Source organism: Streptomyces sp. NPDC013157 (genome assembly GCF_042899865.1).
Classification (GTDB): domain Bacteria; phylum Actinomycetota; class Actinomycetes; order Streptomycetales; family Streptomycetaceae; genus Streptomyces.
Map to the genome: position 1 here is coordinate 324,297 of NZ_JBIBAK010000002.1, position 25,987 is coordinate 350,283.

A 25,987-nucleotide genomic window follows, 5' to 3' on the forward strand; every position below is an offset into this window, starting at 1 on the left:
TTGGCCGGTGTGACAGCCTCTCGCCCCGCTCAGTAGGTGGACCCCAGCGTCTGCGTCGTGTACGCGCACTCCGTGTAGACGTAGCCGTAGCGCAGCTTGGCGGTGTCGGAGCCGGGGGTGGCGGTGCTGTCGTTCTTCGGCTTGTGCACGAAGTACGTGGTGCCGGGCGGGAGGCTGATCGTGCGCTGCGGGTAGTTCTTGCCGCTGTCGCTGCACGGCTCCCAGCCGCTGATGAGCGGGCTGGCGAACGAGTACGCCTTGCAACTGCCGCACGCCTTCAGGGTGAAGCTGCCGGTGACCGGGCCCGTGTACAGGACGGTGATGTCGTCGGGGCTGTCGTTCTTGACGGTCACGGAGATGCCTCCGCCGGAGGCCGTGGTGGGCAGCTTCTTCCCGGCGGCCGGGAGGGTCTGGGCGACCTCGGCGCCGATGGCGATCTTGCGGGCACGGTCGCGGTTGCCGTCGTGCGGGCTGTCGGTGACGAACTGCTGCATGGTCTGCTGCGCCTGCTCGTAGTCACCGTCCTGGTACTGCTTGACGCCGCACTGGTACTCCCCCGCGTTCCCGCTCCGGTCGGCCCGGCCGGCGACCTTGACCAGGCCGTCGGCCTCGGCGCCCGACCCGTTCGACAGCTGGACGATCTGCGTGTTCAGCGTGTCCAACTGCTTGACGGCGCCGCAGGGGTCCTTCCCGGAGACCGCCTTCGCCGCCTTCTTCTCGGCGGCGTCCACTGCGGGTACGACCTTGGCGGCCTGGCCGGAGTCGGGGAAGGTGCTCAGCAGGGAGCCGAACCGGGTGACCCAGTCGGTCCCGCCGTCGGCGAGGCCCTTCGCCCCGCACTCGTACAGCGAGGTGGCCAGCCGGTCGTCGGGCCAGTGGGCGAGGGTGCCGAGCTGGTCCTTCGGCATGGAGTCGGGCACCGTCCGCAGGTATTCGAGCGGTTCGACGGCCGAGCAGTAGTCGCGGTGGCTGTAGGCCGCCGCGACCGTCGTGTAGTAGGTCTTCAGCCGGTCGGGGACCTGGGCGGCGGCCCGCGAGCCGGAGTGGTGGACGGCGAGGTCGCGGTAGACGGCCAGGGCATCCCGGTAACCCGTCCTGGCGGTGCCGAAATCCTGTCCGGAGGCCGCGCTGACCTGCCGGTCGGCGCGGTCGAGACGGTCGAGGAGGGCGCGTTCGACGGCTTCCTTGTGCGCGCTGTCGTACCAGAGCGCGCCGCCCACCGGGACGGCGAGCAGGACGACGCCCAGCACGAGCGCGACGGGACGACGTCCCGGCCACACCAGGCGGCTGCGCAGGCCGGCGAACCAGCCGTGGACGGCGGCCGCCAGGAGGAGAACGGCGTACAGGACGAGCGCGGTTGCGGGCACCCCGTCGGCGTCCGCGGGCAGGGCCACGAGCAGCAGGACGACGGTGGCCGCCAGACACGCGGCCATCGGGATCCATCTTCGCAGGAGCAGGTAGCCGAGGCCGAGGCCGCTCAGGTTGAGCAGGGCGACGGCGGTGGCGCGCAGGGCGTCCGGCGGGGCGGGCGGCGGAGCCGACGGCATGGGCGGCACGAAGGGGCCCGGATTCGGCAGACCGGGACCCGGAAAGCCTTGGTTCGGGCGACCGTCATTCGGGATGCCGTGGTTCGGCGGTTCCTGGTTCGGTGGTTCCTGGTTCGGTGGTTCCTGGTACGGACCGTACGTGTCCCCGGACATGGCGGCTCCCCCAATTGCTGCCGAATCCCTATGAATTGACAGCGTACGGCCATACGTGCGAATTCGACAGAGCGCGGGGACGGTCCGGATGCCTCCCGGTCACGCCTCCGGGATCTCCTGCTCGGCCCAGATGATCTTTCCCTCTCCGGTGTAGCGGGCGCCCCAGCGGTGGGCGAGCTGGGCCACCAGGAAGAGGCCGCGGCCGCCCTCGTCGGTGCTGCGGGCGTGCCGCAGCCGGGGGGCGGTACTGCTGGCGTCGGCGACCTCGCAGATCAGCCGGGCGTCGCGCAACAGCCGTAGCCGGATGGGCGGTTCGGCGTAGCGGATGGCGTTGGTGACCAGTTCGCTGACGATGAGTTCGGTGGTCGTCGCCAGTTCGCCGTAACCCCATGCGACCACCTGGCGGACCGCCTCCAGGCGGACGTCGGCGACGGCGGCCGGGTCGACGGGCACGTCCCAGGAGACGACGTGGCCGGGGCCCAGGGCGTGGGTGCGCGCCAGCAGCAGGGCGATGTCGTCGGGCCGGGGAACGGGGACGAGTTGCTGCACGGCCGACGTGCACAGCGTGGCGAGATCGGCGCCGGGACCGGCCAGGGCACCGCGGAGGCGGGCCATGCCCAGTTCGACGTCCTGGTCGGCGCCTTCGATGAGGCCGTCGGTGTAGAGGCCGAACAGGCTGCCCTCGGCGAGTTCGATCTCGGTGGCCTCGAAGGCCATGCCGCCGAGCCCGAGCGGCGGTCCGGCGGGGATTTCGGGGAAGTGGACGTGCCCGTCGGGTGAGACGACGACCGGCGGCGGGTGTCCGGCGCGGGCCATCGCGCACCGCCGGGTCACCGGGTCGTAGACGGCGTACAGGCAGGTCGCCCCGACGAACGTGTCCGCGCTGCCCTCCAGCACCGCTCCCGCGTTCTCCTCCTCCCCCAGCCGCAGCACGAGGTCGTCGAGGTGGGCGAGGAGCTCGTCCGGGGGCATGTCCATGTCGGCGAGGGTCTGCACGGCGGTACGCAGCCTGCCCATGCTCGCCGCCGCCGTGAGGCCGTGCCCGACCACGTCGCCGACGACCAGCCCGACCCGGGCACCGGAGAGCGGGATCACGTCGAACCAGTCGCCGCCGACGCCGTCCGTCGCGTCGGCCGGCAGGTAGGCGGAGGCCACGTCCAGGGCCGTGCCGCCGGTCAGGGCCTGGGGCAGCAGGCTGCGCTGGAGGGTGACGGCCGCCGTGTGCTCCCTGGTGTAGCGGCGGGCGTTGTCGACGCAGACGGCGGCGCGCGCGACCAGTTCCTGGGCGAGCAGGACGTCGTCGGGTTCGAAGGAGAGCGGGTTGAGCGAGCGGGCGAAGGTGGTGAGGCCCAGGACGGTGTTGCGTGCCCGCATCGGGACCGAGATCAGGGTGTGCAGTCCGAACTCCCGGATGCGGGCGGCCCGCGCGGGCTGTTCGGTGATCCACAGATGGTCGTCCGGTTCGAGTTCGGGGATGAGGACCGGCTCGCCGTTGACGAGCAGGTCGAAGCCGTGCGGCGGCGGCAGGAAGTCGACCTGGTCGCCGATCCGCGCCACGGCCTCGGGGCTGCCCTCGCGGACCGTCCTCAGCGCGGCGCGCCGCATCACCGCCCGGGCGGGCGCCGGGCCCGCGTCGGGCAGCCAGGTGCCGTGTCCCTCGGTGCTGAGGACGGTCTCCAGGAGATCGACGATGACGAAGTCGGCGAAGCGCGGGACGGCGAAGTCGGCGAGTTCCTGGGCGGTGCGCAGCACGTCGAGGGTGGTGCCGATGCGGGTGCCGGCCTCGTTGACCATCGACAGCAGCTGCCGGGTGTTCCAGCGTTCGGTGACGTCGGAGACCATGTAGCAGACGCCGGTCACCGAGTCGTCGGGGGCGACGAGGGGGAAGAACGACGTCGAGTAGGCGCGCTGCCGGTGCGGATCCGACCAGCTCCAGCCGAGGTACTCGTAGTCGGTGACCGGCTCCCGGGTCGCCAGCACCTTGCGCATCAGGCCTTCGATGGTGGTCCCCTGCAGACCGGGCAGCAGTTCGCTCAGCCGGCGGCCCAGACGCTGCTCGCGGGGGACCCCGCCGAACTGCTCCAGGGTGTCGTTCAGCCAGACGTACCGCAGCTCCAGGTCCATCACGGCCATGCCGATCGGCGACCGGGTGAGGAACCCGTCGAGGACGGACTGGCCCACCGTCCACTGCGGGCGCTGCTCCCGCGCCGAGACCAGGAAGCACTCGGCGCCGTCGATCCGGAAGGACGCGGAGACCCGCAGGTCGACGACGACGCTGCGGCCGTCGAGGTGCCGTACCGCGACGAGGCCGCTCCAGCCCATGCCCGAGCGGCAGCGCTCGGCGACGCCGGCGGCACGGGCCGGGTCGACGCGCACGGCGAGCAGCCGCGCGGCGGGGCTGCCCAGCACCGCGTCGGCCGGACGGCCGAGCAGGGCCTCGGCGCCACGGGTCCAGCCGATCACGTCGCCCTCTGCCGACAGCACCGCCGCAGCGTCGCTGGAGGCGTCCAGGAGGTCGTGCGGCCCCGCGGTGGTCGGCACGTCGAAGTCTTCTCGCGGAGAATCCATTGGCTACATCCTGTACGTACCCCAATGTTCCTGCTTGTCCACCCGTTGCGCGCGGCCCTTGACGGCCGCCGTACGGGCGGCTGGACACGGTGCGTGAGACCGGGCGCGGCCGGGGTACCCGGCCTGGAGTTGGGGCGGGCCGCGAACCGGGGGCAGCATGGAAGGGCCGTAGCAGCGGCATCGGCCCGGCGGCCGGTGGAGGTGGTTGAGGGATGGCTGTGGGTTCACTGCGGTCCGGTGACGCCGACGGCTCCGGCGGTGAGGAGTACGGCTCCGGCGGACCGCGTCCGACCGGTCTGCTGGACGTGCTCAGCGTGGCCGCGGTGGCGCTGGACTCGCAGGGCCGGATCGTGTTCTGGACCCCGCAGGCCGAGGAACTCTTCGGCTACACCTCCGAGGAGGCCCTCTGCAAGAACGCGGCGCGGCTGCTCATGCAGCCTGAGCATCTGAAGGCCGCGGTGAAGGTCTTCACGGACGTGCTGGAGACCGGGCACAGCTGGGCCGGTGCCTTCCCGGTCCGGCACAAGGACGGCAGCAGCCGCCTGATGGAGTTCCGCACCATGCGGCTCCTGGACGACCTCGGCGACGTCTACGCCCTGGGCATCGTCGCCGACCACATCCTGCTCCAGCGGCTGGAGACCGACCTGGCGCTGTGCGAGCGGCTGATCAGCCAGTCCCCGATCGGGCTGGCCCTGCTCGACCCCGATCTGCGCTATCTCCTGGTGAACCCGGCGCTGGAGCGGATCGACGGCGTCCCCGCCGAGGAGCACATCGGCCGGCATCTGCGGGAGACGCTGCCGCTGCCCGACATCGACACCGTGGAGTCGGCGCTGCGCCAGGTGCTCACCACGGGCACGCCGCTGCTCGACCAGTACCACGTGGGCCGTCCGCCGGCGGATCCCCAGCACGAGCACGCCTGGTCGCTGTCGTTCTACCGGCTCGAGGACCACGGTGGCCGGGTCCTGGGTGCCGCGATCTCGGTGGTCGACGTGACCGAACGGCACCGTGCGGCCGCCGAGGCCGACCGGGCCCGGCGCCGCCTCGCCCTGATCGCCGACGCCTCGGTCCGGGTGGGCACCTCGCTGGAGGTGGAGCGCACGGCGCACGAGCTGGCCGAGATCGCCACCCCGGTGCTCGCGGACGTGGTCGCGGTGGACGTGCTGGACGCGGCGCTGGCCCTGCGCCGCTCGCGCCGCCCCGACAACGGCCCGGAGCTGTTCCGGGCCCTCGCCCTCGAAGCCGCCCATCCCACGGTCGCCCTGCAGGCCGCCGACACGCCCGGTGACCTCGCCTCCTACGACGGCGACCGGCTGGTCACGCTGTGCGTGCACACCGCCCGTCCGGTGCTGGTCCCGCGGGTCGGCACGCAGGACCTGCCGCGTATCGCCCGCAGCCCGGAGGCCGGGGTCCTGCTGGAGGAGGCGGGCGTGCACTCGTATCTGGCGGTGCCGCTGATCGCGCACGGCGAGGTGCTCGGCGCCCTGGACCTCAAGCGGACCCGCAATCCGCTCCCCTTCGACGAGGACGACGTCGTCCTCGCCACCGAACTGGCCGGGCGGGCCGCCGTGGCCATCGACAACGCCCGCTGGTTCCAGAGCGTCCGCAACACCGCCCTCACCCTCCAGCGCAGCCTCCTGCCGGACCACCCGCCCGAGCACACCGGCCTGGAACTGGCCTCCCGCTACGAACCGGCGCAGGCGACGAGCGAGGTGGGCGGCGACTGGTACGACGTGATCCCGCTGTCGCAGGACAGGACCGCCCTGGTCGTCGGCGACGTGATGGGCAACGGCATCGACGCGGCCGCCACCATGGGCCGGCTGCGCACCGCCACCTGCGCCTACGCGGACCTGGAGCTGCCCCCGGACGCGGTGCTCCGGCACCTCGACCGGATCACCTGCGATCTGGAGCACTACATCGTCACCTGCCTGTACGCGGTGTACGACCCGCACACCAGGAGCTGCGAGATCGCCAACGCGGGCCACATGCCGCCCGCGCTGGTGCACTCCGACCGGCCGCCGGCCCTCCTGGAACTGCCGGCGGCCGCCCCGCTCGGGGTCGGCGGCATCCCCTTCGAGACGACGACCGTCAGCTTCGACCCGGGTGACCTGCTGGTGCTGTACACCGACGGCCTGGTCGAGACCCGACGCCACCCCATCGACGACCGCCTCGACGTCCTCCTCGGCTTCCTCGACGAGCCCCACCGCCCCCTGGAAGAAACCTGCGACCTCCTCCTGCACGGCCTGCGCCACCCCGACGACCACGACGACGTGGCACTGCTGGTGGCCCGAGCCCTCTGACAACGCCCCGAAGTACAGCGCGCCCCAAAGGGGCGCTGGGGGTCCCCCCGGCCGAAGGCTGGGGGAGGAACTGCGCGACCAGCCACGACGGCGCCGCGGCCACCCACCGGCCCATCGCGCCGCCTGCTACGCCCCGCAGCACTCCGTCCGACAGAAGCACGACGCCGTGATCGGCACGTCCGCCACAGCCGCCGCCAGCCGCAGCTGCTGGCCCACGATCCGCGCCTCACCCTCCCGGCCGAGCCGCCGGAGGCACTCGTGGAAGCCGTGCAGCGCCCAGACGTTGCCCGGGTGCTGCAACGGCCGGGGCAGGGTGCCGTCGAGGCCGAGGTCGGCGCGGTAGACCGCCTCGGCCTCGGCGATGCGGCCGCGTTCGAGCAGCAGGGCGCCGTAGGCGTGCCGGGTGGGCTGCATCCAGCCCCACGGTTCGTCGTAGGGGAGGTTGTCGTCCAGCTCGACCGAGCGCCGCAGCTCGGTGAAGGCCGTGTCGAAGTCGCCCTTGCGGTAGGCGAGTTCGCCGTCGAGCATGGCGGAGGCGATCGCCAGGATGTCGACGCAGGTGTTGTTGAACAGCATGCGGGTCTCCGGGACGGCGGCGACCGCGTCCCGGAAGCGGGTCCGGTCGGTCTCGGCCTCGGCGATCCGGCCGGTGGCCGCGTGTGCGACACCGCGGGCGTAGTGCAGCATCGCGGTGGTCACGCAGTACAGCCCGGGGTCGGCGGGCAGCGGCAGGCGCAGGATGTCGCCCCAGCGGCCGAAGCGGACCAGGACGTGCACCCGCATCGCCAGGAAACCCTCCAGCCAGTCCGCCATCGGCGGGCTCTGCACCCGCAGCAGCTCCTCCGGTACGGCGGCTTCGAGCCGTTCCGCCGTGGCGAGGGCGTCCTGGAGGCGGCCCAGGAACATCGCGCCGTAGATCCCGAAGTGCAGGTTGTGGCAGCGGTAGAGGGTGTAGAAGTTCATCGCGCCGGCGCGGGCGTGGTACTTCTCGTCGGCGGCGACGGCCGCGGCGTTGTCGGAGACGACGCGCCGGTAGTCGCCGCAGAGGACTTCCAGGTGCGAGGGCATGTGCTGGAGGTGCCCGGCGTCGGGCACGAGGTCGCGCAGCCGGTCGGCGACCGGCAGGGCGGTCTCGGGCGTGGGCGACATCTCCATGAGGTGGATGTAGAGGTGCAGCAGTCCGGGGTGGCCGGCGCCGGTCTCGGTCCCGAGGGCCCGCTCCAGCACGGCCTTCGCCTCCTCCGTGCGGGCCCCGTCGGCCGGCCGGCCGCTGCGGATGTCCCAGAGCTGCCAGGGGGTGAGGTTCATGAGGGCGTCGGCGTAGACGGTCGCGACGTCGAGGTCGTCGGGCGCCAGTTCGTAGGCGGTGCGCAGGCTGTCGGCGTAGGCGGTGTTCCACACCGAGCAGGCGGCGGCGTCCGGGGCAGCGGCCTGCGGGTAGCGGGCGCGCAGCGCCTCGATCAGGGCGCGTTCGACGGGGGTCGCGTGCACGGCCTTGGCGTGGGCGCGTTCCACTGCGGCGTGCGTCCGCTGCACCGTGTGCGCCAGGTCGTCCGGGTCGAAGAACTCCCAGGGTTTGTTGTAGTTGGGGCCGAGGGCGTAGGCGACGCCCCAGTCGGCCATGGCGCAGTCCGGATCCGCCGCGCCGGCCGCCTCGAAACAGCGGACGGCCTCCTCGTGGTTGAAGGCGTAGGTCCACATCAGCCCCCGGTCGAACCAGGTCTGCGCTGCGGCGGACGACGTCGTCACGCGTCGGCCGTGACCGCCCAGGTCGTAGTAGTCCACGGTGACGAACCTATCGACGCGAGGCGGGCGGGCGATCCCCGTTCATCCGAAGTCATGAGGGTGGCGCGGCGGTTGACGGGCCGCCGCGCCACTGGTGCCAACGCTCTCTCAGGGCGCGACCGCGCGGCCGGTCTGCGGGGAGATCCGCCCCGGGCACAGCCCCTTGGCCGCGAGGGTCTGCGCGATGCGCGGGATCGCGGCCAGGGTGTTGGCCGGCCACTCGTGCATGAGGATGATCTGACCGCCGGTGAGCCGGGAGACGGCCTGCACGATCGCGTCGGTGCTCGCGCCGTTCCAGTCCTGCGAGTCGACGTCCCAGATGATCTCGGTGAGCCCGTACTTGGCCTCGACCGCCCGCACGGTGGCGTTGGTCTCGCCGTACGGCGGCCGGAACAGGACCGGTGTCCCGCCGCCGGCAGCCGCGACGGCCGACTGGGTGCGGGAGATCTCCGAGTCGATCTGCGCCTGGGTCTGCTGGGTCAGGTGCGGGTGGGTGTAGCTGTGGTTGCCGACCCACATGCCCGCGCCGACCTCGGCCTTGACCTGGGCCGGGTAGGCGGCCGCGTACTGGCCCTCGTTGAACATGGTGGCCCGCAGCCCGTTCGCCTTCAGGGCGCTGAGCAGGCCCGGGGTGTGGGCGGTGGACGGTCCGTCGTCGAAGGTGAGGCCGACGTAGCCCGCGCAGGTGGCGGAGTGGGCCGGGGCCGCACCGACGGCGAGGGTGCCCGCGGCGGCCAGCGCGACGGCGGCGGCGGTCGCGACCAGGGGTCGTAAGGAGCGTTCGGCAACGGTGCTCATCACGCCACCGTGATGTTCGAGCTGCCGCTGCTCTGGTAGCCCTCGGTCGCGAGGATCTGGTAGTAGCTGAAGCTGCCGAGGGGCATGCCGGCCCTGGCCCAGGCGTCGAAGTGGTTGCCGGTGGTGATGGTGCCGCCGGTCCGCTTGGACTGGCGGACGCTCCAGTACTGGTTGAAGGTCTTGGTGCCCTCGACGGACGGGGCGTTGTACCGCGTCGTCAGGTAGATGTCGTAGGTGCCGCCGTCGCTGGTGACGCTGCCCTTGTACGTTCCGGTGGGCCGGTAGGTGCCCCAGTTGTCGACGATGTAGTACTCGACGAGCGGGTTCGAGGTCCAGCCGTAGAGGGACAGGTAGCCGTTGCCGGAGGGGCTGAAGCTGCCGGAGTAGGTCACGTTGCGGCGGGCACCGGTGCTCCAGCCCTTGCCGCAGACGAAGTTGCCGGTGTTGCGCCAGCTGGTGCTGTAGTTGCCGCCGGAGCCGAGGGTCATGGAGACCGTGCCCTGCGCGTCGGTCCAGAACGAGTAGTAGTAGCCGTTGTTGGTGCCGGTCTGGTTCGTGGTGACGACGGTGGCGGCATGGGCGGTGCCGGGCAGGGCCAGTCCGGCGGCGGCGCCCAGCAGCAGGGCACCGGCGCTCCTGCGGCTCAAGGCGTGGTCGAGCGGGTTCATGGGATGCCTCCTCGTGTGGCCTGTGCGGGTGTGGCCTGGTGGGGAGTTTTGGTCTGCCCATGTCACCTGTCAACAGTTTCGGTAGTTATTTCGAAACCTTCGGTCTGACTGGCCTCCTGTTTTCCCAGCTCGTGCACATGACGAGCGAACTGAAGATCGAAATGACCGAGGAGAGGCGGAGATAAGATCCATTCGCCGCGTCCACCATTTCCGAATGTTTCGACGCATGGCTCGAATGCTGCTGTCGCGGGCACCGGAACATGCCGCTGGGTGGAGCAATCACCGGCGTGCCGGGCGGCGGGCCGGGAGGCTGGGTGTCTTGTCTAGATTCGTATGCCAGGAGTCCCGGGTGAGGCACGACGGTCCCAACCCACCACTGCCCGCGCCCCCCGCGTGGATGCGCTGGCTACCGGTCCTGTACGTCGCCGTCGTACTGCTGATCGAACCGGTCACCCCGGTGGAGTGGCCGGTGAGTTTCGTACTGATCGCCCTGCCCCTGGTGACCGCCTTCGCACACCCGCCCGCCGTCGTCGCCGTCGCCACCGCCTTCGGCATCGGCCTCGAACTTTTACTGGCCGGAACCGCGTGCTGTGCCGGGCGCACCGTCGGCTACCTCTGGGAGCGGCACTACGTGGCCGCCTACGCGTGCACGGCCCTGGTGGGCGCCCTGGGCGCGATCCTGGCGGCCCACCGGATCCGCCGGGAACGCACCCTGGCCGACGTCCGGTTCGTGGCCGAGATCGCACAGCGCGTCCTGCTCAGACCGGTTCCGCACCGGATCGGGAACCTGCTGCTGGAGAGCTTCTACCTGTCCGCCGCCGCGGAGGCGCGCATCGGCGGCGACCTCTTCGAGGCGGTCCCCACCGCGTACGGGGTGCGGCTGCTCATCGGGGACGTGCGCGGCAAGGGGCTGCTCGCGGTGGAGACCGCGGCGGCGATGCTGGGCGCCTTCCGCGAGGCTGCGCACGACGAACCCGACCTGCGCACCCTGGTGGAGCGGGTGGACACCAGCATGACCCGCCGGGCCGACGGGCTGGGCGGGACCGAACTCGGCGAGCGGTTCGTCACCGCCGTCTTCGCCGAGATCCCCGGGGACGAGAGGATCGTACGCATCCTCAACTGCGGCCATCCGCCGCCGCTGCTCATCCGGCCCGGCGAGGTGACCGAACTGGACCGGGGGCGGCCGGGTCCGCCGCTGAACCTCGGCATGCTCGTCGGGGATCCCTACCGCGTCGAGACCTACTCCTTCGGCCCGGGCGACCAACTGCTCCTGTACACGGACGGGGTCACGGAGACCCGGGATCCGTCCGGCACCTTCTACCCGCTGCTCCAGCGGCTCCGTTCATGGGGCCCCATGCCGCCCCCGGAGCTGCTGGAGCGGCTCCACCAGGACCTGCTGCACTACAGCCACGACCAGTTGCAGGACGACACGGCCGCGCTCACCGCCTTCCTGCTGCCCGAGGGGGCGGCCGAGGCAGCCGGCGGCGGCCGGGACGACACGGTCACCGGGGAGTTCGGCGAGCCGCTGCCGTGACGCGGGGCGGGAGCTCCGGGCGGGCGGCCCGTGGTCAGAGGAAGCTGACGCCCTGGGCCAGGGTGAGTTCGCCGGAGTAGTTGACCGTGTTGGTGGCGGAGCGCATGTACGCCTTCCAGGCGTCGGAGCCGGACTCCCGGCCGCCGCCGGTGTCCTTCTCGCCGCCGAAGGCGCCGCCGATCTCGGCCCCGGAGGTGCCGATGTTGACGTTGGCGATGCCGCAGTCGGAGCCGGCCGCGGACAGGAAGAGCTCGGCCTCCCGCTGGTCGCGGGTGAAGATGCTGGAGGACAGGCCCTGCGGGACGTCGTTGTGGAGCGCGATCGCCTCGTCGAGGGTGTCGTAGGCGAGGACGTACAGGATCGGTGCGAAGGTCTCCTCCCGTACGACGTCGGTCTGTTCGTCGACGCGGACCAGGACCGGCTCGGTGTAGGCCGCCGCGGGTGCCGCCTCGGCCAGGCGTCGGTTGCCGCCGGCCAGGAGCTTGCCGCCCTCGGCCTGGACGCGGGCGAGGGCGTGCTGCATGCGGTCGAGGGCGCCGGAGGTGATGAGCGGGCCGACCAGGGTCGCGGCGTCGAACGGGTTGCCGACGGTTAGCCTGCCGTAGACGGCGGTCAGGCGCTCGGCGAGGGTGTCGGCGATGTCGCGGTGGACGATGAGCCGGCGCAGTGTGGTGCAGCGCTGCCCCGCCGTGCCGGCCGCGGCGAAGACGATGCTCTGGACGGCGAGGTCGAGGTCGGCGGAGGGGGCGACGATCGCGGCGTTGTTCCCACCGAGCTCCAGCAGGCTGCGGCCGAAGCGGGCGGCGACGCGCGGGCCGACCGCGCGGCCCATGCGGGTGGAGCCCGTGGCGCTGACGAGGGCCACCCGGGGATCGTCGACGAGCTGCTCGGCGACCGTGCGGTCGCCGAGCAGCAGGCGGTGGACGTCGCGCGGGGCGCCGGTCTCGTCGGCAGCCCGGGCCAGCAGGTGGTGACACGCCAGAGCGGTGAGCGGGGTGAGTTCCGACGGCTTCCAGACCACGGTGTCGCCGCAGACCAGGGCGACGGCGGTGTTCCAGGACCAGACGGCGACGGGGAAGTTGAAGGCGGAGATGACGCCGACCACGCCGAGCGGATGCCAGGTCTCGGCGAGACGGTGGCCGGGGCGTTCGGAGGCGATGGTACGGCCGTACAGCTGGCGGGACAGGCCGACCGCGAAGTCGCAGATGTCGATCATCTCCTGGACCTCGCCGAGCGCCTCGGAGCGGATCTTGCCCGCCTCGACGGTGACCAGGTCGGCCAGGTCGCTCTTGTGCTCGCGCAGCAGCTCGCCGAGGCGGCGGACCAGGTCACCGCGGCGCGGGGCGGGGGTGGTGCGCCAGGTCAGGAAGGCGGCACGGGCGGCCGACAGGGCCTCTTCGACGTCGGGGGCGGTGGCTGCCCGCAGTCCGAAGAGGTGTTCGCCGGTGACGGGGGTGCGGGCCGCGAGGTCGTCTCCCTCGGCGGCCTGTGCACCGACGTTCCGCAGGCAGGCCCGGGCGCGGGCGCGCAGCTCGTCCGTGGTGGGCAGCGTGGTGCTTTTCATCCTGGTCCTCCGGGGGTGTGAGGGGTCAGCGGATGGGGTCGGCGAGGCCGAGGGTCCGGGCGGCCCGGGCGAGGGAGCGGTTCTGCTGCTGCTCGTAGAGGGCGAAGGGGTCGAGGACCTCGCGGCCGATGGCGCCGGAGAGCCGGTCGGCGTCGTAGGCGATGCCCTGCCGGTCGTCGTCGCGGGTGCCCTCGCCGCTGAGGTTGGACTGGAAGATGCCGGCGGCGGAGCGGGGCAGGAAGTCCTCGTAGACGACGGGTTCGGCGTGCACCCAGCCCTGCCGCAGGAGTTCGGCGATGCCGGTGGGCGGTGTGCGGCCGTCGTGCGGCCGGTCGTCGGCGACCCGGTAGGTGAAGTACGCCAGCCCCTGGGCCGCCAGCTCCGCCTCGCTGCCGGGCAGGTGCCGCTCCCAGACGGCGCGCGCGATGTCGGCGCGCGCCGACGTGGGGTGACGGGCCGTCTGTTCGTCGACACGGTCGAGGAGTTCGTCGTACAGGGCGCGCCCCGCCCGGGTGAGGGCGATGCCGCGGGCCTCGACCTCGCCGAAGCGCACCCGCAGGGCGCCGCTGACGACGCTGCCGTCCCCGGTGCGCATCGCGCGCGGTTCGGCCAGGGCGCGGAAGGAGGTCTGGCGCAGCAGGATGTCGGGGCCCTTCCAGGCCGGCGGGCCCTGGATGGTGTCGATCATCTCGATTCCGCGGTCGGTCATCCGGCGGTACAGGTCGTCGATGTCCAGGACGCGGGGGGTGAGGTGGTTGATGTGGGTGCTGCGGACGCCGCCGATGTCGGCGGCGACGGCGGAGACCCGCTCCAGGGTGCGGTACCAGGCGCGGTCCACCGGTTCGGCCGACAACTCGAAGGCGCGCACGGCCAGTCCGAGGAAGCGTTCGGCGTCGTCCACAGGCAGTCCGCGGTCGGCCGCGGCACGGTCGGCCAGCGTGAGCAGCTCCGGCGGGAAGAGTTCGCGGGCGGCGAGGAAGGCCTCCAGGCGGGCGCGCAGGTCCGCGTCGAAGAAGCGGGGGTCGGCGGGGGTGAGCAGGGAGGTGAACACCCGGAAGGGGTTGCGGGCGAGCTCCTCGCCGTCGACCGGCCGGAAGGCGGTGGAGACGACGGGGACGGGGACGGCGCCGGCCGCGGCGTCCCGCAGGTCGTAGAAGCCGACCGGGTGCATGCCGAGGGCGCCGAAGACGCGGGCGACCTGGTGCAGTTCGCGCGGGGTGCCGACGCGGATGGCGCCGTGCCGTTCGGCGGTGACCCTGCCGATGGAGCCGAGGCGTTCGGCGTCGGCGCCCCGGGTGCGCAGCACGTCCTCGTTGACCTCGCGGGAGACGTCCACCAGCGTGGTGTAGGCGGGGACCTCCCGCCCGTACATCTCCGACAGCCGCGCCGCGAACGCGGCCCGCAGCTGCCATTGACCGATCGTCGGCATGGTGGGGCCCTTCGGTCGGCGACGGGGCGGCGATCACGTCTTCGATCGTCGCCGACCGGACCGCCGCCGTACAGATGACGGGGCCGCCCGCGGGCGCGGGGAAAAGCGCAGATACACGCGGAGCGGAAAACCCATTGGACCGATCTTCACAGCCGGTCCCTAACATATGGCGTCAAGACAACCAAGCGACCGGCTCGTCGCATGCGGGCCGGTCGGGGTCGCCGATGCCAGGGTCCGCTCCCCGGGCTGCGGTGATCTTCCTACCCAGGAGGACCTTCCGCATGTTCCGACGAATTGGCAGTGCCGTCGTCCGACATCCAGTCTGGACGATCGTGGCATGGCTGATCGCGGCGGTTGCGATCGTCGCCACCGCCCCGAGCCTGCCCTCGAACAGCGACGAGAGCAGCTTCCTGCCCAAGAGTTACGAGTCCATCAAAGCGGCCGATCTCCAGGCGACGGCGTTCCCCAGCGCCTTCACCCCCTCCGCGATCGCGCTGTACCAGCGCACCGACGGCGGCAAGCTCACCGCCGACGACAAGAAGGACGTCGCCCGGTTCGCCACCGAGCTGGGCGGCAAGCACATCGACCAGGTCCAGAAGGTCGTCCCCGGCCAGCCGTCGAAGGACGGCAGGTACGACCTGATCCTGGTGCAGATGGACAGCAAGAAGGCCGGCCAGCCCGTACAGGCGGACGCGGCCAAGGTGTTGCGCGACGACGTCAAGCAACTGGCCAAGGGTACGCACCTGGAGGTCAAGCTGGGCGGTTCGGCCGCGCAGGCCCTCGACCAGCAGGACTCGTCCAAGCGCGGTCAGGCGCTGATCGGCATCGGCACCTTCGTGATCATCCTGGTGACCCTGCTGATCATCTTCCGGGCGCCGATCCTGGCGTTCCTGCCCCTGGTGGTGATCGGCGTGGTGTCCGCCATCGCCAACGGGCTGATCGCGTACGCCACCAAGCTGTTCGACCTGCAGGCCAACAGTTCCGTGTCGTCGATCCTGATCGTCGTGCTGTTCGGCGTGGGCACGGACTACTTCCTGTTCCTGATGTTCCGGTACCGCGAACGCCTGCGCGCGGGCGACGAACCCAAGGAGGCCATGATCAACGCGGTCGGCCGGGTCGGTGAGGCGATCGCCTCCGCGGCCGGTGCGGTCATCATCGCCTTCCTCGCACTGGTGCTCTCCACGCTGGGCTTCCTGAAGCAGATGGGTCCGGCGCTGGCCATCGCGGTCTCCGTCACCCTGATCGCGGGGCTGACGCTGATCCCGGCCGTGGTCTCGCTCATCGGCCCGAAGGTGTTCTGGCCGTCCAAGTCCTGGCAGCAGGAGCCGGCGAACGCCCGTTTCGCGGCCCTGGGCCGTGGTGTTCAGCGCCGTCCGGGGCTGACCGCGGCGGTCTCCGGCCTGGTCCTGGTCGTGCTGTCGCTGGGCACGCTGGGCTACCACGCCACGTTCGACCTGGCCTCGGGCTCGATGCCCAAGACCAAGGAGTCCATGGTCGTCCAGGACCAGATGCAGAAGGCGTACTCGGCCGGTGCCGCCGCACCCACCGACGTCTACCTCTCCAGCACCGACGGCAAGCCGCTGGACGCGTCCTCCTTCGACGCGTACGCGCGGAAGCTGGGGGCCGTGGACGGTGTCGCGAGCGCCCGGATGGCCCAGGTGAACAAGGCCGGTACCACGGCGGACTTCACCGTCACCCTCAAGTACGAGGCGTCCACGGACAAGGCCATAGAGGCCGTGGGCCGGGTGCGGGACGTCGCGCACGCCGATGCTCCCGAGGGGACCGAGGCGCTCGTCGGCGGCATGTCCTCGATCTACAAGGACATCGACTCCGCGGTCAACCACGACTACCGGACGGTGTTCCCCGTCGCCGCTCTGCTGATCATGGTGATCCTGGGGCTGCTGCTGCGCAGTGTGGTCGCCCCCTGGTACCTGATCGCCTCGGTCGGGCTCGGCTTCGGCGCGACGCTCGGCGCCACGGTCTGGATCTTCCAGGAGGCGCAGAACAAGCCGGGTCTGATGTTCATGCTCCCGGTGATCATGTATCTCTTCGTGGTCGCCATCGGCACGGACTACAACATCCTCATGATCGCCCGGCTCCGTGAGGAGGCCCGCGAGGGCCGGGAGCCGCGCGAGGCGGCCGGCATGGCCCTGCGGTACGCCGGGCCGACGGTGGCCGCGGCGGGCTTCATCCTGGCGGCGACCTTCGCCACGATGATGCTGGCGGGCAACGCGCTGCTCACGGAGATGGGTTTCGCGGTCTCCTTCGGCATCGCGGTGGCCGCCTTCGTCATGGCGATGTTCTTCACCCCGAGCCTCACGGCGCTGATCGGCCACGCCGCCTGGTGGCCGGGCCACGCCGACCGGGCGGAACCGGCGGCGGTCCCGGGTCAGGCAGACGGCGATGCCACGCCGGCGACCGGCGAGGACCGGAACGCTCCGGCGGGGCGCCGCGGCTGAGCGGGTCCGGCGAAGTCCGCTCCGGTTCGGCAGCGCCCCGTCAGGGGCGCGGAGCCTTGGCGGCGCGATTCGGGTCGCGTACGGGTGGGCTCCGGGGGAAGCTGTAGGGCTGACCCCGGTTCCCACCCAGACGAGGCGATTCATGGCGTTCTTCGCGATCTCCCGCACGGAGCCGCTGCGGCTGCTGTCGGCCACCGAGCTGGCCGCCGAGCACGAACGGCTCGCGGCCGAGACCGCCCAGCTGCAGCAGGCCGTCACCTCCCATGCCGTCATCGACCAGGCCATCGGTGCCGTCGTCGCCTACGGCCGGATCCCTCCGGAGGAGGCCTGGAGGGTCTTGCGGGACATGTCCCAGCGCACCAACACCAAGCTGCGCACCCTCGCCGGGCTCGTCCTGAGGCACGCGCAGGGCGAGCCCGTCCCGGACTTCGACCCGGCCGAGCTGCGGCGATCGATCGACCGTTACCTGGCCTGCGGGGACGCCGTGCGGGCCCCCTGACTCGGCAGCACGCGAGGTTCGCGTCACTGTTCGGGCGGACCGGGAGAGTGCTCCCCGGCCCGCCGAGTGGATCACCGCCCTCACCCCGGCTCAGGCCGGGGTGAGCCGGGGCAGGAGGGGACGGCTCCCGCCTGCCGTGACCGGCCCGCCGCGCTTGTGGCGCCGCGCTGTGCCGCCGCGCGTGCCGTCGCCGCTGCTACGCCGCGAGAGCGTGCCCGGGGTGCAAAACGACCTTGGTGTAGCCCTCGATCCGCTGGTCGAACTTCTCGTAGGCGCCCGGTGCGTCCTCGAGCGGCAGTTCGTGGGAGACCACGAAGCTGGGCTTGGCCCGCCCCGCGATGATCAGGTCACGCAACTGCCGGTTGTACTGCTTGACGTTGCACTGGCCGGTGCCCATCTGCTGCCCCTTCTCGAACATCCTGCCGATGGACACCAGGAGCTGGCCGTGCTTCGCGTGCTCGTCGGGACCGCCCGGGTCGGACGGGACGTACAGGCCCGGTACGCCGAGCATGCCGGTCGGCCGTACCGTCTCGACGAGGGAGTTCAGGACGACGGCGGGTTCCTCGTGGCTCGCGTCGTGCGCCTGGGCCTGGTAGCCGACGGCGTCGACGCCCTTGTCCGTACCCTCGCCCCGGGTCTGTTCCTTGATCTGTTCCGCCGGGTCGCCCTTGGTGAAGTCGATCGGTATCGCTCCGATCTGCTCGGCCTTGGCGAGCCGCTCGGGCACGCGGTCGACCGAGAACACCTTGGCCGCACCCCGCAGCAGCGCGGAGTACGCGGCCATCAGCCCGACCGGGCCGGCTCCGAAGACGGCGACGCTCTCACCCGGGGACACCCGGGCCAGCTCACAGCCGTGATAGCCGGTCGGGAAGATGTCCGCGAGCAGCACGAAGTCGGTCTCGAACTCGTTGCCCGGCGGCAGCTTCAGGCAGTTGAAGTCGGCGAACGGTACCCGCAGCAGCTCCGCCTGGCCGCCCTTGTAGGGGCCCATGGCCACATAGCCGTAGGCTCCGCCGGCGAAGCCCGGATTCACCGTGAGGCAGAAGCCGGTCTTGCCGGCCAGGCAGTTCTTGCAGAAACCGCAGGCGACGTTGAAGGGCATGACCACACGGTCGCCCTCGGACAACGAGGTCACGCCGGGGCCGGTCTCCTCGACGATGCCGAGGTTCTCGTGACCGAAGACGATGCCCGCCTCGGCGGCCGTACGCCCCTCGTACATGTGCAGGTCCGACCCGCAGATGGCCGTCGACGTGACCCGTACCAGCACGTCGTTGGGGTGCTGTATCTGCGGATCGTCGACGTCCCTGATCGTGACACTGAAGGGCTTCTCGTAGACAACTGCTTTCACCAGGCTCACCTCCGCGTCGAACACCGGGCTACGGCGGACCACGGACCGAGGCCTGGCCATGGGAAACAGCCGGGACAGAGCCCCCGGTCCGTGCCACAACCCTGGGCGCTCTTGCTTCACCATCGGGTACTTCCAGAAAACGCCGGTCGCGCGGGCGCTGCAACCCCGGCCCCGGCAGCGCCCTCCTACTGGGAAAGCGCCCGGCCCAGCGAGCCGCGTACGTCTGCGGTGCGGCCGTCCGTAGGGTCGCCAACAGGGATGGTGGGCAAGGTTGTTGCACCGAGGGGGCCTGGTGGGAGTGGAGCGGACGTTTGCCGTGCGGCCCGTTGCGGAGTTGCTCGTCGAGAACTCCGTGCGCTACGGCGGGAAGGTCGCCTTCGCCGATGACCGGCGGGCGGTGGGCTGGGCCGAGCTGGAGCGCAGAACCGGTCGGTTGGCGGCCGGGCTGGAGGTGGGCCGCACGGCCCGGGTGGCCTTCTGCCTGGGCGACGGCGTGGAGCTGGTCGAGGGGCTGCTCGCCACGGTGCGGGCCGGTGCCGTCGGGGTGCCGCTGAGCTCCCGTGCCACCGACGCCGAACTCGCCGAACTGCTGGCCGACTGCGGTCCGGGCGTGCTGGTCACCGACCGGCACAATCTGCCACGGATCACGCGGCTGACGGCCGGACAGCCCGTCCGGCTGCTGGTCACCGGCGAGGGACCGGTGCCCGACGGGGTGGCCGCATGGGAGGCGCTGGCCGCCCGGCCGTCGTCCGCTCCCGCCGACGACCTCGGTCTGGACGAGCCGGCCTGGCTGCTCTACACGTCCGGGACCTCCGGTACCGGCAGGGCCGCGGTCTCCAGCCAGCGGTCGGCACTGTGGTCCTCGGCGGCCTGCTATCTGCCGCGGCTCGGGCTGTCGGCGGCGGACCGCGTCCTGTGGCCGCTGCCCCTCTCGCACACCTACGCCCACTCGCTCTGCGTCCTCGGCACCACCATGGCCGGGGCGAGCGCCCGGATCACCGCGACCCCGGAACCGGCCGCCCTGGTCCGGCTGGTCGAGGAGTACGCACCGACCGTCCTGGCCGGGGTCCCCCTCACCTACCGGCGGTTGCTGGACGCCGGTCTGGGGGCCGTGCCCTCGCTGCGGCTGTGCGTCACGGCCGGCGCGCCCAGCGACCCGGAGCTGCGGGAGGAGGCCGAAGCACGGTTCGGTGCCCCGCTGCTGGACGGCTACGGCAGTACCGAGACCTGCGGCAAGATCGCCGTGGAGTCGCCCGCCGGGCCACGGGTGCGCGGCAGCAGCGGGCTGCCGCTGCCCGGCATGGAGGTACGGATCGTCCCGGCGGAGGGGGCCGGCGAGGACGGCGAGATCTGGGTCCGCGGCCCAGGCGTCATGCTCGGCTACCACGACCGGCCCGAGGAGACCGCCGCCGCCCTGCGCGACGGCTGGTACCGCACCGGTGACCTGGGCCGGCTGGACGGGCGCGGTTTTCTGACCGTCACCGGCCGGGCGGGCGACCGTATCGTGCGCGGCGGCGAGAACGTCGACCCGGCCGAGGTGGAGCGGGTGCTGTGCGGGCTGCCCGGCGTGCGGGACGCGGCCGTGGTCGGGCGGGCCCATCCCCTGCTCGGTGAGGTTCCGGTGGCGTTCGTGGTGCCGGACCGCCCGGGCCTCGATCCGGCGCCGTTGCTGCGTGCCTGTGCCGCGGTGCTCTCGGCGCACAAGGTGCCCGAGGAGGTGCTGCCGATCCCGGCGGTACCGCGCACCTCCGGCGGCAAGCCGCGCCGGGCCCTGCTGCGGCGGGCGCTCGCCGACCGCCCGGCCGATCCGGGACTCGACGAACTGGCCGGGCGCACGCCCGGTGAGCGGCGGACCGCGCTGACCGACCTGGTGTGCGCGGAGACGGCGGCGGTCCGGGGCGGCGCCGCCGATCCGGGCGCGGCGTTCGCCGATCTCGGCCTGACGTCGATGGACGCCATGAACCTGTGGCACCGGCTCGGCACCCGCACCGGGCTGCGGCTGCCGGCGACGCTGGTGTGGGACCACCCGAACCCGGCCGCGGTCGCCGCCCACCTGGACGCGCTGCTGCACGGGACGGCGGGGGCCGCACCGGACGGCACGGCCGACACCGCGCGCGACGAGACGGCCCGCACCGCGCGGAACGCGACGGCCGACACCGCGCGCGACGGCACAACCCGCACCGCGCGGAACGCGACGGCCAGCACCGCGCCACGGGGTGCTCCGGAGGCCGGAGCCCAGGCCTTGGCCGAGACCGACGCTGAAACCGGGGCCGGGACCGACGCTGAGGCCGTGGCGATCGTGGCGGCCGGCTGCCGCTTCCCCGGCGGAGTGAGCTCCCCCGAGGACCTCTGGCGGCTGGTGGCCGAAGGGCGCGACGCCACCCGCGAGTTCCCGGCCGACCGGGGCTGGGACCTGGCGTCGCTGCACCATCCCGACCCCGACCGGCCCGGGACGACGTACACGCGCCGCGGCGGGTTCCTCGACTCGATCGCCGACTTCGACCCGCTGTTCTTCGGCATGTCGCCCCGCGAGGCGCTGGCCACCGATCCCCAGCAGCGGCTGCTGCTGGAGGTCGCCTGGGAGACCTTCGAACGGGCCGGTGTCCCGGCGCCGGAGCTGCGCGGCACCGACACCGGCGTGTTCGTCGGCCTGATGCACGCCGGGGGGTACGGCCGCGGAGCGGCGCCCAGCGAGCTGGAGGCCCAGCTCGGCATCGGCTCGTCGCCGAGCGTGGCGTCCGGCCGGATCGCCTACACCCTGGGGCTGCGCGGCCCGGCGCTGACCCTGGACACGGCGTGTTCGTCCTCGCTGGTGGCGCTGGACCTGGCGGCCCGGTCGCTGCGCGCCGGGGAGTGTGCGCTGGCGCTGGCTGGCGGGGTGACGGTGCTGTCGAATCCGCAGCCGTTCGTCGTGTTCAGCCGGCTGCGCGGGCTGTCGCCGCACGGGCGCTGCCGGTCGTTCGCCGCGGGCGCGGACGGCACCGCCTGGGCCGAGGGCGTCGGGCTGGTGCTGCTGGAACGACTGTCGGACGCCCGCCGCAACGGCCATCCGGTGCTGGCGGTGCTGCGCGGTTCCGCCGTCAACTCGGACGGCGCGTCGAACGGTCTGACCGCCCCCAACGGCGCGGCACAGCGGGACCTGATCCGGCGGGCGCTGGCCGACGCGGGGCTGGATGCATCCGACGTCGACGCGGTCGAGGGGCACGGCACGGGCACCGCGCTCGGCGACCCGATCGAGGCCGGCGCCCTGCTCGCGACCTACGGACGGCGCCGTGGCCCCGCCGACCCGGTCTGGCTGGGCTCGGTGAAGTCGAACCTGGGGCACACCCAGGCGGCGTCGGGGGTGGCGGGCCTGATCAAGATGATCGAGGCGATGCGCCACGCCGAACTGCCCGCCTCGCTGTACGCGGAGCAGCCCTCGCCGCACGTCGACTGGTCCGGCGGTGCGGTACGGCTGCTCGACCGGCCCCGCCCGTGGCCGCGCCGCGACCGTCCGCGCCGGGCGGCGGTCTCCTCGTTCGGTATCGGCGGCACCAACGCCCACGTGATCATCGAGGAGCCGGCGGAGGCCGATGCGGAGGCCGGGACGGCGTCTGTCGGCGAGGCTCCCACCGCGTCGCCGCCCAGTCGGCTCCCGGTCATGCCCTGGCTGGTCGGCGGGCGTGACGAGGCCGGGCTGCGCGCGCATGCCGCGAGGCTGGCGGCCGAACTGGCCGACGTACGGGAGGACGCGGCCGCCTTGGACGTCGCGTTCTCGCTGGCCACGACCCGGGCGCCGCTGACGCACCGGGCGGCCGTCCTGGCCCCGGACGCCGAAGGGCTGCTCAGCGGGTTGCGTGACCTGGCGGCCGGCGCCGACGGTCCGGCACTGCTGCGGGGCACCGCACGCCCCCGCCCGAAGGTGGCCCTCCTCTTCCCCGGCCAGGGAGCCCAGCGTGCCGGGATGGGCCGCGACCTGCGGACGGTCTTCCCCGCCTTCGACGCGGCGTTCACCGGTCTGTGCGAGGAGTTCACCCCGTGGCTGGACCGCCCCCTGCTGGCGGCGGTCGACGACCCGGGCCTGCTGGACCGTACCGACTACGCCCAACCCGCGCTGTTCGCCTACGCGGTGGCCCTGCACACCCTCCTCGACGGCTTCGGTGTACGGCCGGACCGGCTGGTCGGGCACTCGGTCGGCGAACTGGCCGCCGCGCATGTCGCCGGGGTGTTCTCCCGTCCCGACGCGGTACGGCTGGTCGCCGCGCGGGGCCGGCTGATGGCGGCCCTGCCCGCCGGCGGCGCGATGATCGCGGTCCGGGCGCCGCTGGCCGAGGTCACACCGCTGCTCGACGGGGTGCCCGGCCGGGCCGTCTCGGTCGCGGCGGTCAACGGGCCGGAGTCGGTCGTGCTCTCGGGGCCCGAGGACGCGGTGACGGCGCTGGCCGCCGCCGTCGGACGGCCGCAGCGCCGGCTGCGGGTCAGCCACGCCTTCCACTCGCCGCTGCTGGACCCGGTGCTGGCCGAATACCGTGCGGTCGCCGAGTCGGTGACCTACCGGCGGCCGTCCGTGCCGGTCGTGTCCACGCTCACCGGACGCGCGGAGACGGATGCGCTCGCGACCGCCGGGCACTGGGTGCGGCAGGCACGGGAGACGGTCCGGTTCGCCGACGCGGTGGGCGTGCTCGCCGACGACGGCGTCACGGCCTTCGTCGAGGCCGGGCCGTCCGCCGCGCTCGGCGCGGCGGCCGAGGAGTGCGTCGGGCCTGACGGGGGTGCCGTGTTCGCGTCGTGCGGTGACGCCCGGACGACGGTCGAGGCGCTGGCCGCGCTGCATGTGCACGGGGCCGGGGTGGACTGGCGGTCGGTGTACGCCGGCTCCGGTGCCCGGCGGCGTCCGCTGCCCACCCATCCCTTCCGGCGGCAGCGCTACTGGCTGGACGCCGCCCGGCACGGGAGCGGTTCCGGCCATCCCCTCCTCGGCGAGCCGGTGCCCGATGCCGATGGGCCCGCGACCCGGCACACCTCCGTACTGTCCCTGGACCGCCATCCCTGGCTGGCCGACCACGTGATCGGCGGCCGGGTGGTGGTGCCCGCGACCGTCTTCGCCGAGCTGGCGGCCCGGGCCGACGGCTCCGCCGGGCCGGTCCGGCTGGCCGAGCTGGCCCTCCACGCCCCGCTCGTCCTCGCTCCGGGGGCGCAGGTGCAGGTGGTGGCCGGGGCCCCGGACGGGGCGGGCGGGCGGCCGGTCACCGTCTGGGGCCGGGCGGCCGACACGCCGGGCCCCTGGACCCGGCACGCCACCGCGACGACCGCCCCGGCCGAGGCACCGGCCGGGGACGCCACCGGCGCCTGGCCACCGGTGGGCGCCGAACGGATCGGCGTCGGCTACGAGCGCCTCGCCGGACACGGCCACCGGTACGGCCCCGCCTTCCGTGCGGTGACCGCGCTGTGGCACCGCGACGGCGAGACCTTCGCCGAACTGGCGCTGCCGCCCGGGGAAGCGGCGGCCGCGCGGTCGTACACCCTGCACCCGGCCCTGTTCGACGCAGCGCTGCACGCCGCGCTGCTGGCCGAGGAGCCGGGTGAGCCGAGGGCGCCGGTCACCTGTTCCGGGGTGACGGTGTACGCGACCGGTGCCGCCGCGGCGCGCGCGGCCGTACGGCGGCTGGGCCCGGACGAGTTCCAGGTCACCCTCACCGACGCGGCCGGACTGCCGTTGGCCACCGTGGAGTCCGTGGTCACCCGGGCGCTTCCGGCGACCGCGCGACCGCCGGCCGAGATCTACCGTCTCGCCTGGCGGCCGGTGCCCCCGGTCGGCACCGCGAGCCCGGAGCACGAGTTGCTCGACGTGGCGGAACTGGCCGCCGCCCTGCCCCCGGACGCTGCCCAGCCCGACCGGTTGCGCGGGCTGCTCGACGCCGTGCTGGAGCGGGTGCGGGGCTGGACCGCCGGCGCACGGCCGGGCAGGCTGCTGGTGCTCACCGGGAACGCCACCGGAGACGCCCCCGACCTGGCCGAGGCCGCCGTCGCCGGGCTCGTCCGCAGCGCCGGGTCGGAGCATCCCGGCCGGATCGTACTGATCGACCGGCAGGGCGCCGCGGCCACGCCCACGGCCCTGGCGGCGGCACTGCGCACCGGCGAGCCGGAACTCGCCCTGCGCGACGGTGCCGCCCTGGCGCCCCGGCTGACCCTCGCCGATCCGCCGGCCGCCGGGGCCGCCCGCCTGGATCCCGAAGGGACCGTGCTCGTCACCGGCGGCACCGGCGCGCTCGGGGCGAGTCTGGCCCGCTACCTGGTCGCCGACCGCGGGGTCCGGCATCTGCTGCTGGCCGGCCGCGGCGGGAAGGTCCCGGACTGGGCGGGCGGACTCGCCGCCGACGTACGCGTGGTGGCGTGCGACGTGAGCGACCGGGCGTCGGTGGAGGCGCTGGTCGCGTCCTGCCGGCCGCCGCTCACCGCGGTCTTCCACCTGGCCGGGGTGGTGGACGACGGCGTGACCGACGCGATGACGCCCGAGCGGCTCGCGACCGTGCTCGCGCCGAAGGCGGACGGTGCCTGGCATCTGCACGAGGCGACGAAGGGCCTCGGCCTGGCCGCCTTCGTGCTCTACTCCTCGGCCGCGGGCGTGCTGGGCAGGCCGGGGCAGTCGAACTACGCCGCCGCGAACGGGTTCCTCGACGCGCTCGCCCGGTACCGGGTGGCCCGCGGCCTGCCCGCGCAGTCGCTGGCCTGGGGGCCGTGGACCACGGACGGCGCGCGGGGCATGGCGGGCCGGGTGGCGCCGGACCGGCTGCGGGAGGGCGGTGTGCTGCCCGTCGACGAGCGGGAGGGCGTCGCCCTCCTCGATGCCGCGCTGCGTACCCCGGAACCGGTCTTGGTGCCGGTACCGCTGGACCTGCGGGCCGCGGCGGGACCGGGCGCGCCACCCGTCCTCGCCGACCTGGTGCCGCGCGGCCCGGCCGCGGCCGACGCGGCACCCCCGGACGGCGCGGCACGGACGCCCGGTGCCTGGCGGGAGCGGCTCGCCGCCGTCGCGCCGCCCCGACGCGAGCCCCTGCTGGCCGAATTGATCCGCGCGGAGATCGCGGCGGTCCTGGGCTTCACGGACCCGTCCGCCCTCCCCGTAGAACGTTCCTTCGACGAGCTGGGCTTCGACTCCCTGTCCGCCGTGCAGGTCCGCAACCGGCTCAGCGCGTTCATCCGGATCCGCCTGTCACCCACCGTCGTGCTGGAGTACCCGACGCTGCCCGAGCTGACGGCCCACGTCCACGGGGTGCTGCTCGACGCGGACGCCCTGCCGGGAACGGAGGCCGCCGCGACGGCGGCCCGCCGTGCCCGCCCGTCCCAGTGACCATGCCG

At 73.1% G+C, this 25,987-nt stretch carries 12 protein-coding genes and 1 pseudogene; 5 read left to right on the forward strand and 8 right to left on the reverse strand.

Annotated features, from left to right (window positions below):
* Positions 1–29: 29 nt before the first annotated feature.
* Together ACFY6U_RS06980 and ACFY6U_RS06985 are read right to left on the reverse strand one after the other, a co-directional pair.
* The gene (locus ACFY6U_RS06980; RefSeq protein WP_390035473.1) at positions 30–1,547 is read right to left on the reverse strand and encodes a hypothetical protein; all 1,518 of its coding nucleotides are present in this window, start codon (positions 1,545–1,547) and stop codon (positions 30–32) included.
* Between the two features lie 252 nt (positions 1,548–1,799).
* Entirely contained in the window at positions 1,800–4,268 is a 2,469-nt protein-coding gene (locus tag ACFY6U_RS06985; RefSeq protein ID WP_390035474.1) for a SpoIIE family protein phosphatase, read from the reverse strand.
* 212 nt (positions 4,269–4,480) lie between these two features.
* Between ACFY6U_RS06985 and ACFY6U_RS06990 the strand changes: the two genes are divergently transcribed.
* Entirely contained in the window at positions 4,481–6,565 is a 2,085-nt protein-coding gene (locus tag ACFY6U_RS06990) for a SpoIIE family protein phosphatase (RefSeq protein ID WP_390035475.1), read from the forward strand.
* Between the two features lie 126 nt (positions 6,566–6,691).
* Here the strand turns inward: ACFY6U_RS06990 and ACFY6U_RS06995 are convergent, their stop codons facing one another.
* The 3 genes and pseudogenes from ACFY6U_RS06995 to ACFY6U_RS07005 all read right to left on the reverse strand — a co-directional run bounded on the left by ACFY6U_RS06995 (position 6,692) and on the right by ACFY6U_RS07005 (position 9,816).
* The gene (locus tag ACFY6U_RS06995) at positions 6,692–8,350 is read right to left on the reverse strand and encodes a tetratricopeptide repeat protein (protein WP_390035476.1); all 1,659 of its coding nucleotides are present in this window, start codon (positions 8,348–8,350) and stop codon (positions 6,692–6,694) included.
* Positions 8,351–8,461: 111 nt separating this feature from the next.
* Positions 8,462–9,148 (reverse strand): annotated as a pseudogene (locus ACFY6U_RS07000) (polysaccharide deacetylase family protein); the annotation flags it as partial.
* Positions 9,148–9,816: a glycoside hydrolase family 11 protein gene (locus tag ACFY6U_RS07005; RefSeq protein ID WP_390035477.1), complete on the reverse strand. Its 669-nt coding sequence runs from the start codon at positions 9,814–9,816 to the stop codon at positions 9,148–9,150. The pseudogene ACFY6U_RS07000 and the gene ACFY6U_RS07005, both read right to left, overlap by 1 nt.
* Before the next feature lie 397 nt (positions 9,817–10,213).
* Here ACFY6U_RS07005 and ACFY6U_RS07010 point away from each other — a divergent pair, with 397 nt between their 5' ends.
* The gene (locus tag ACFY6U_RS07010; RefSeq protein WP_390036530.1) at positions 10,214–11,350 is read left to right on the forward strand and encodes a PP2C family protein-serine/threonine phosphatase; all 1,137 of its coding nucleotides are present in this window, start codon (positions 10,214–10,216) and stop codon (positions 11,348–11,350) included.
* A gap of 34 nt (positions 11,351–11,384) precedes the next feature.
* On the opposite strand, the gene ACFY6U_RS07015 is transcribed toward ACFY6U_RS07010, so the two are convergent.
* Together ACFY6U_RS07015 and ACFY6U_RS07020 are read right to left on the reverse strand one after the other, a co-directional pair.
* Positions 11,385–12,914 (reverse strand): aldehyde dehydrogenase family protein, encoded by a 1,530-nt coding sequence (locus ACFY6U_RS07015; RefSeq protein ID WP_390035478.1) that lies wholly within the window; start codon positions 12,912–12,914, stop codon positions 11,385–11,387.
* A gap of 25 nt (positions 12,915–12,939) precedes the next feature.
* Positions 12,940–14,343 (reverse strand): 2-oxoadipate dioxygenase/decarboxylase family protein, encoded by a 1,404-nt coding sequence (locus ACFY6U_RS07020; protein WP_390035479.1) that lies wholly within the window; start codon positions 14,341–14,343, stop codon positions 12,940–12,942.
* Positions 14,344–14,624: 281 nt separating this feature from the next.
* Between ACFY6U_RS07020 and ACFY6U_RS07025 the strand changes: the two genes are divergently transcribed.
* Together ACFY6U_RS07025 and ACFY6U_RS07030 are read left to right on the forward strand one after the other, a co-directional pair.
* Positions 14,625–16,802: an MMPL family transporter gene (locus ACFY6U_RS07025; RefSeq protein WP_390035480.1), complete on the forward strand. Its 2,178-nt coding sequence runs from the start codon at positions 14,625–14,627 to the stop codon at positions 16,800–16,802.
* 142 nt (positions 16,803–16,944) lie between these two features.
* Positions 16,945–17,301, forward strand: coding sequence for an ANTAR domain-containing protein (locus ACFY6U_RS07030; RefSeq protein ID WP_390035481.1), 357 nt, complete (start codon positions 16,945–16,947; stop codon positions 17,299–17,301).
* A gap of 196 nt (positions 17,302–17,497) precedes the next feature.
* On the opposite strand, the gene ACFY6U_RS07035 is transcribed toward ACFY6U_RS07030, so the two are convergent.
* The gene (locus ACFY6U_RS07035; protein WP_390035482.1) at positions 17,498–18,649 is read right to left on the reverse strand and encodes a glutathione-independent formaldehyde dehydrogenase; all 1,152 of its coding nucleotides are present in this window, start codon (positions 18,647–18,649) and stop codon (positions 17,498–17,500) included.
* Positions 18,650–18,965: 316 nt separating this feature from the next.
* Between ACFY6U_RS07035 and ACFY6U_RS07040 the strand changes: the two genes are divergently transcribed.
* A complete protein-coding gene (locus tag ACFY6U_RS07040; RefSeq protein WP_390035483.1) occupies positions 18,966–25,979 on the forward strand; it encodes an SDR family NAD(P)-dependent oxidoreductase in 7,014 nt (2,337 codons plus the stop codon).
* The last annotated feature ends 8 nt before the right edge of the window (positions 25,980–25,987 follow it).

Bases quoted from the DNA above. Each gene is read 5' to 3' on its own strand.
- ACFY6U_RS06985 (WP_390035474.1), bottom strand. From the start codon at position 4,268: ATGGATTCTCCGCGAGAAGACTTCGACGTGCCGACCACCGCGGGGCCG.
- ACFY6U_RS07010 (WP_390036530.1), top strand. From the start codon at position 10,214: ATGCGCTGGCTACCGGTCCTGTACGTCGCCGTCGTACTGCTGATCGAA.
- ACFY6U_RS07025 (WP_390035480.1), top strand. From the start codon at position 14,625: ATGTTCCGACGAATTGGCAGTGCCGTCGTCCGACATCCAGTCTGGACG.
- ACFY6U_RS06990 (WP_390035475.1), top strand. From the start codon at position 4,481: ATGGCTGTGGGTTCACTGCGGTCCGGTGACGCCGACGGCTCCGGCGGT.
- ACFY6U_RS06980 (WP_390035473.1), bottom strand. From the start codon at position 1,547: ATGCCGTCGGCTCCGCCGCCCGCCCCGCCGGACGCCCTGCGCGCCACC.
- ACFY6U_RS07030 (WP_390035481.1), top strand. From the start codon at position 16,945: ATGGCGTTCTTCGCGATCTCCCGCACGGAGCCGCTGCGGCTGCTGTCG.
- ACFY6U_RS07015 (WP_390035478.1), bottom strand. From the start codon at position 12,914: ATGAAAAGCACCACGCTGCCCACCACGGACGAGCTGCGCGCCCGCGCC.
- ACFY6U_RS07005 (WP_390035477.1), bottom strand. From the start codon at position 9,816: ATGAACCCGCTCGACCACGCCTTGAGCCGCAGGAGCGCCGGTGCCCTG.
- ACFY6U_RS07020 (WP_390035479.1), bottom strand. From the start codon at position 14,343: ATGCCGACGATCGGTCAATGGCAGCTGCGGGCCGCGTTCGCGGCGCGG.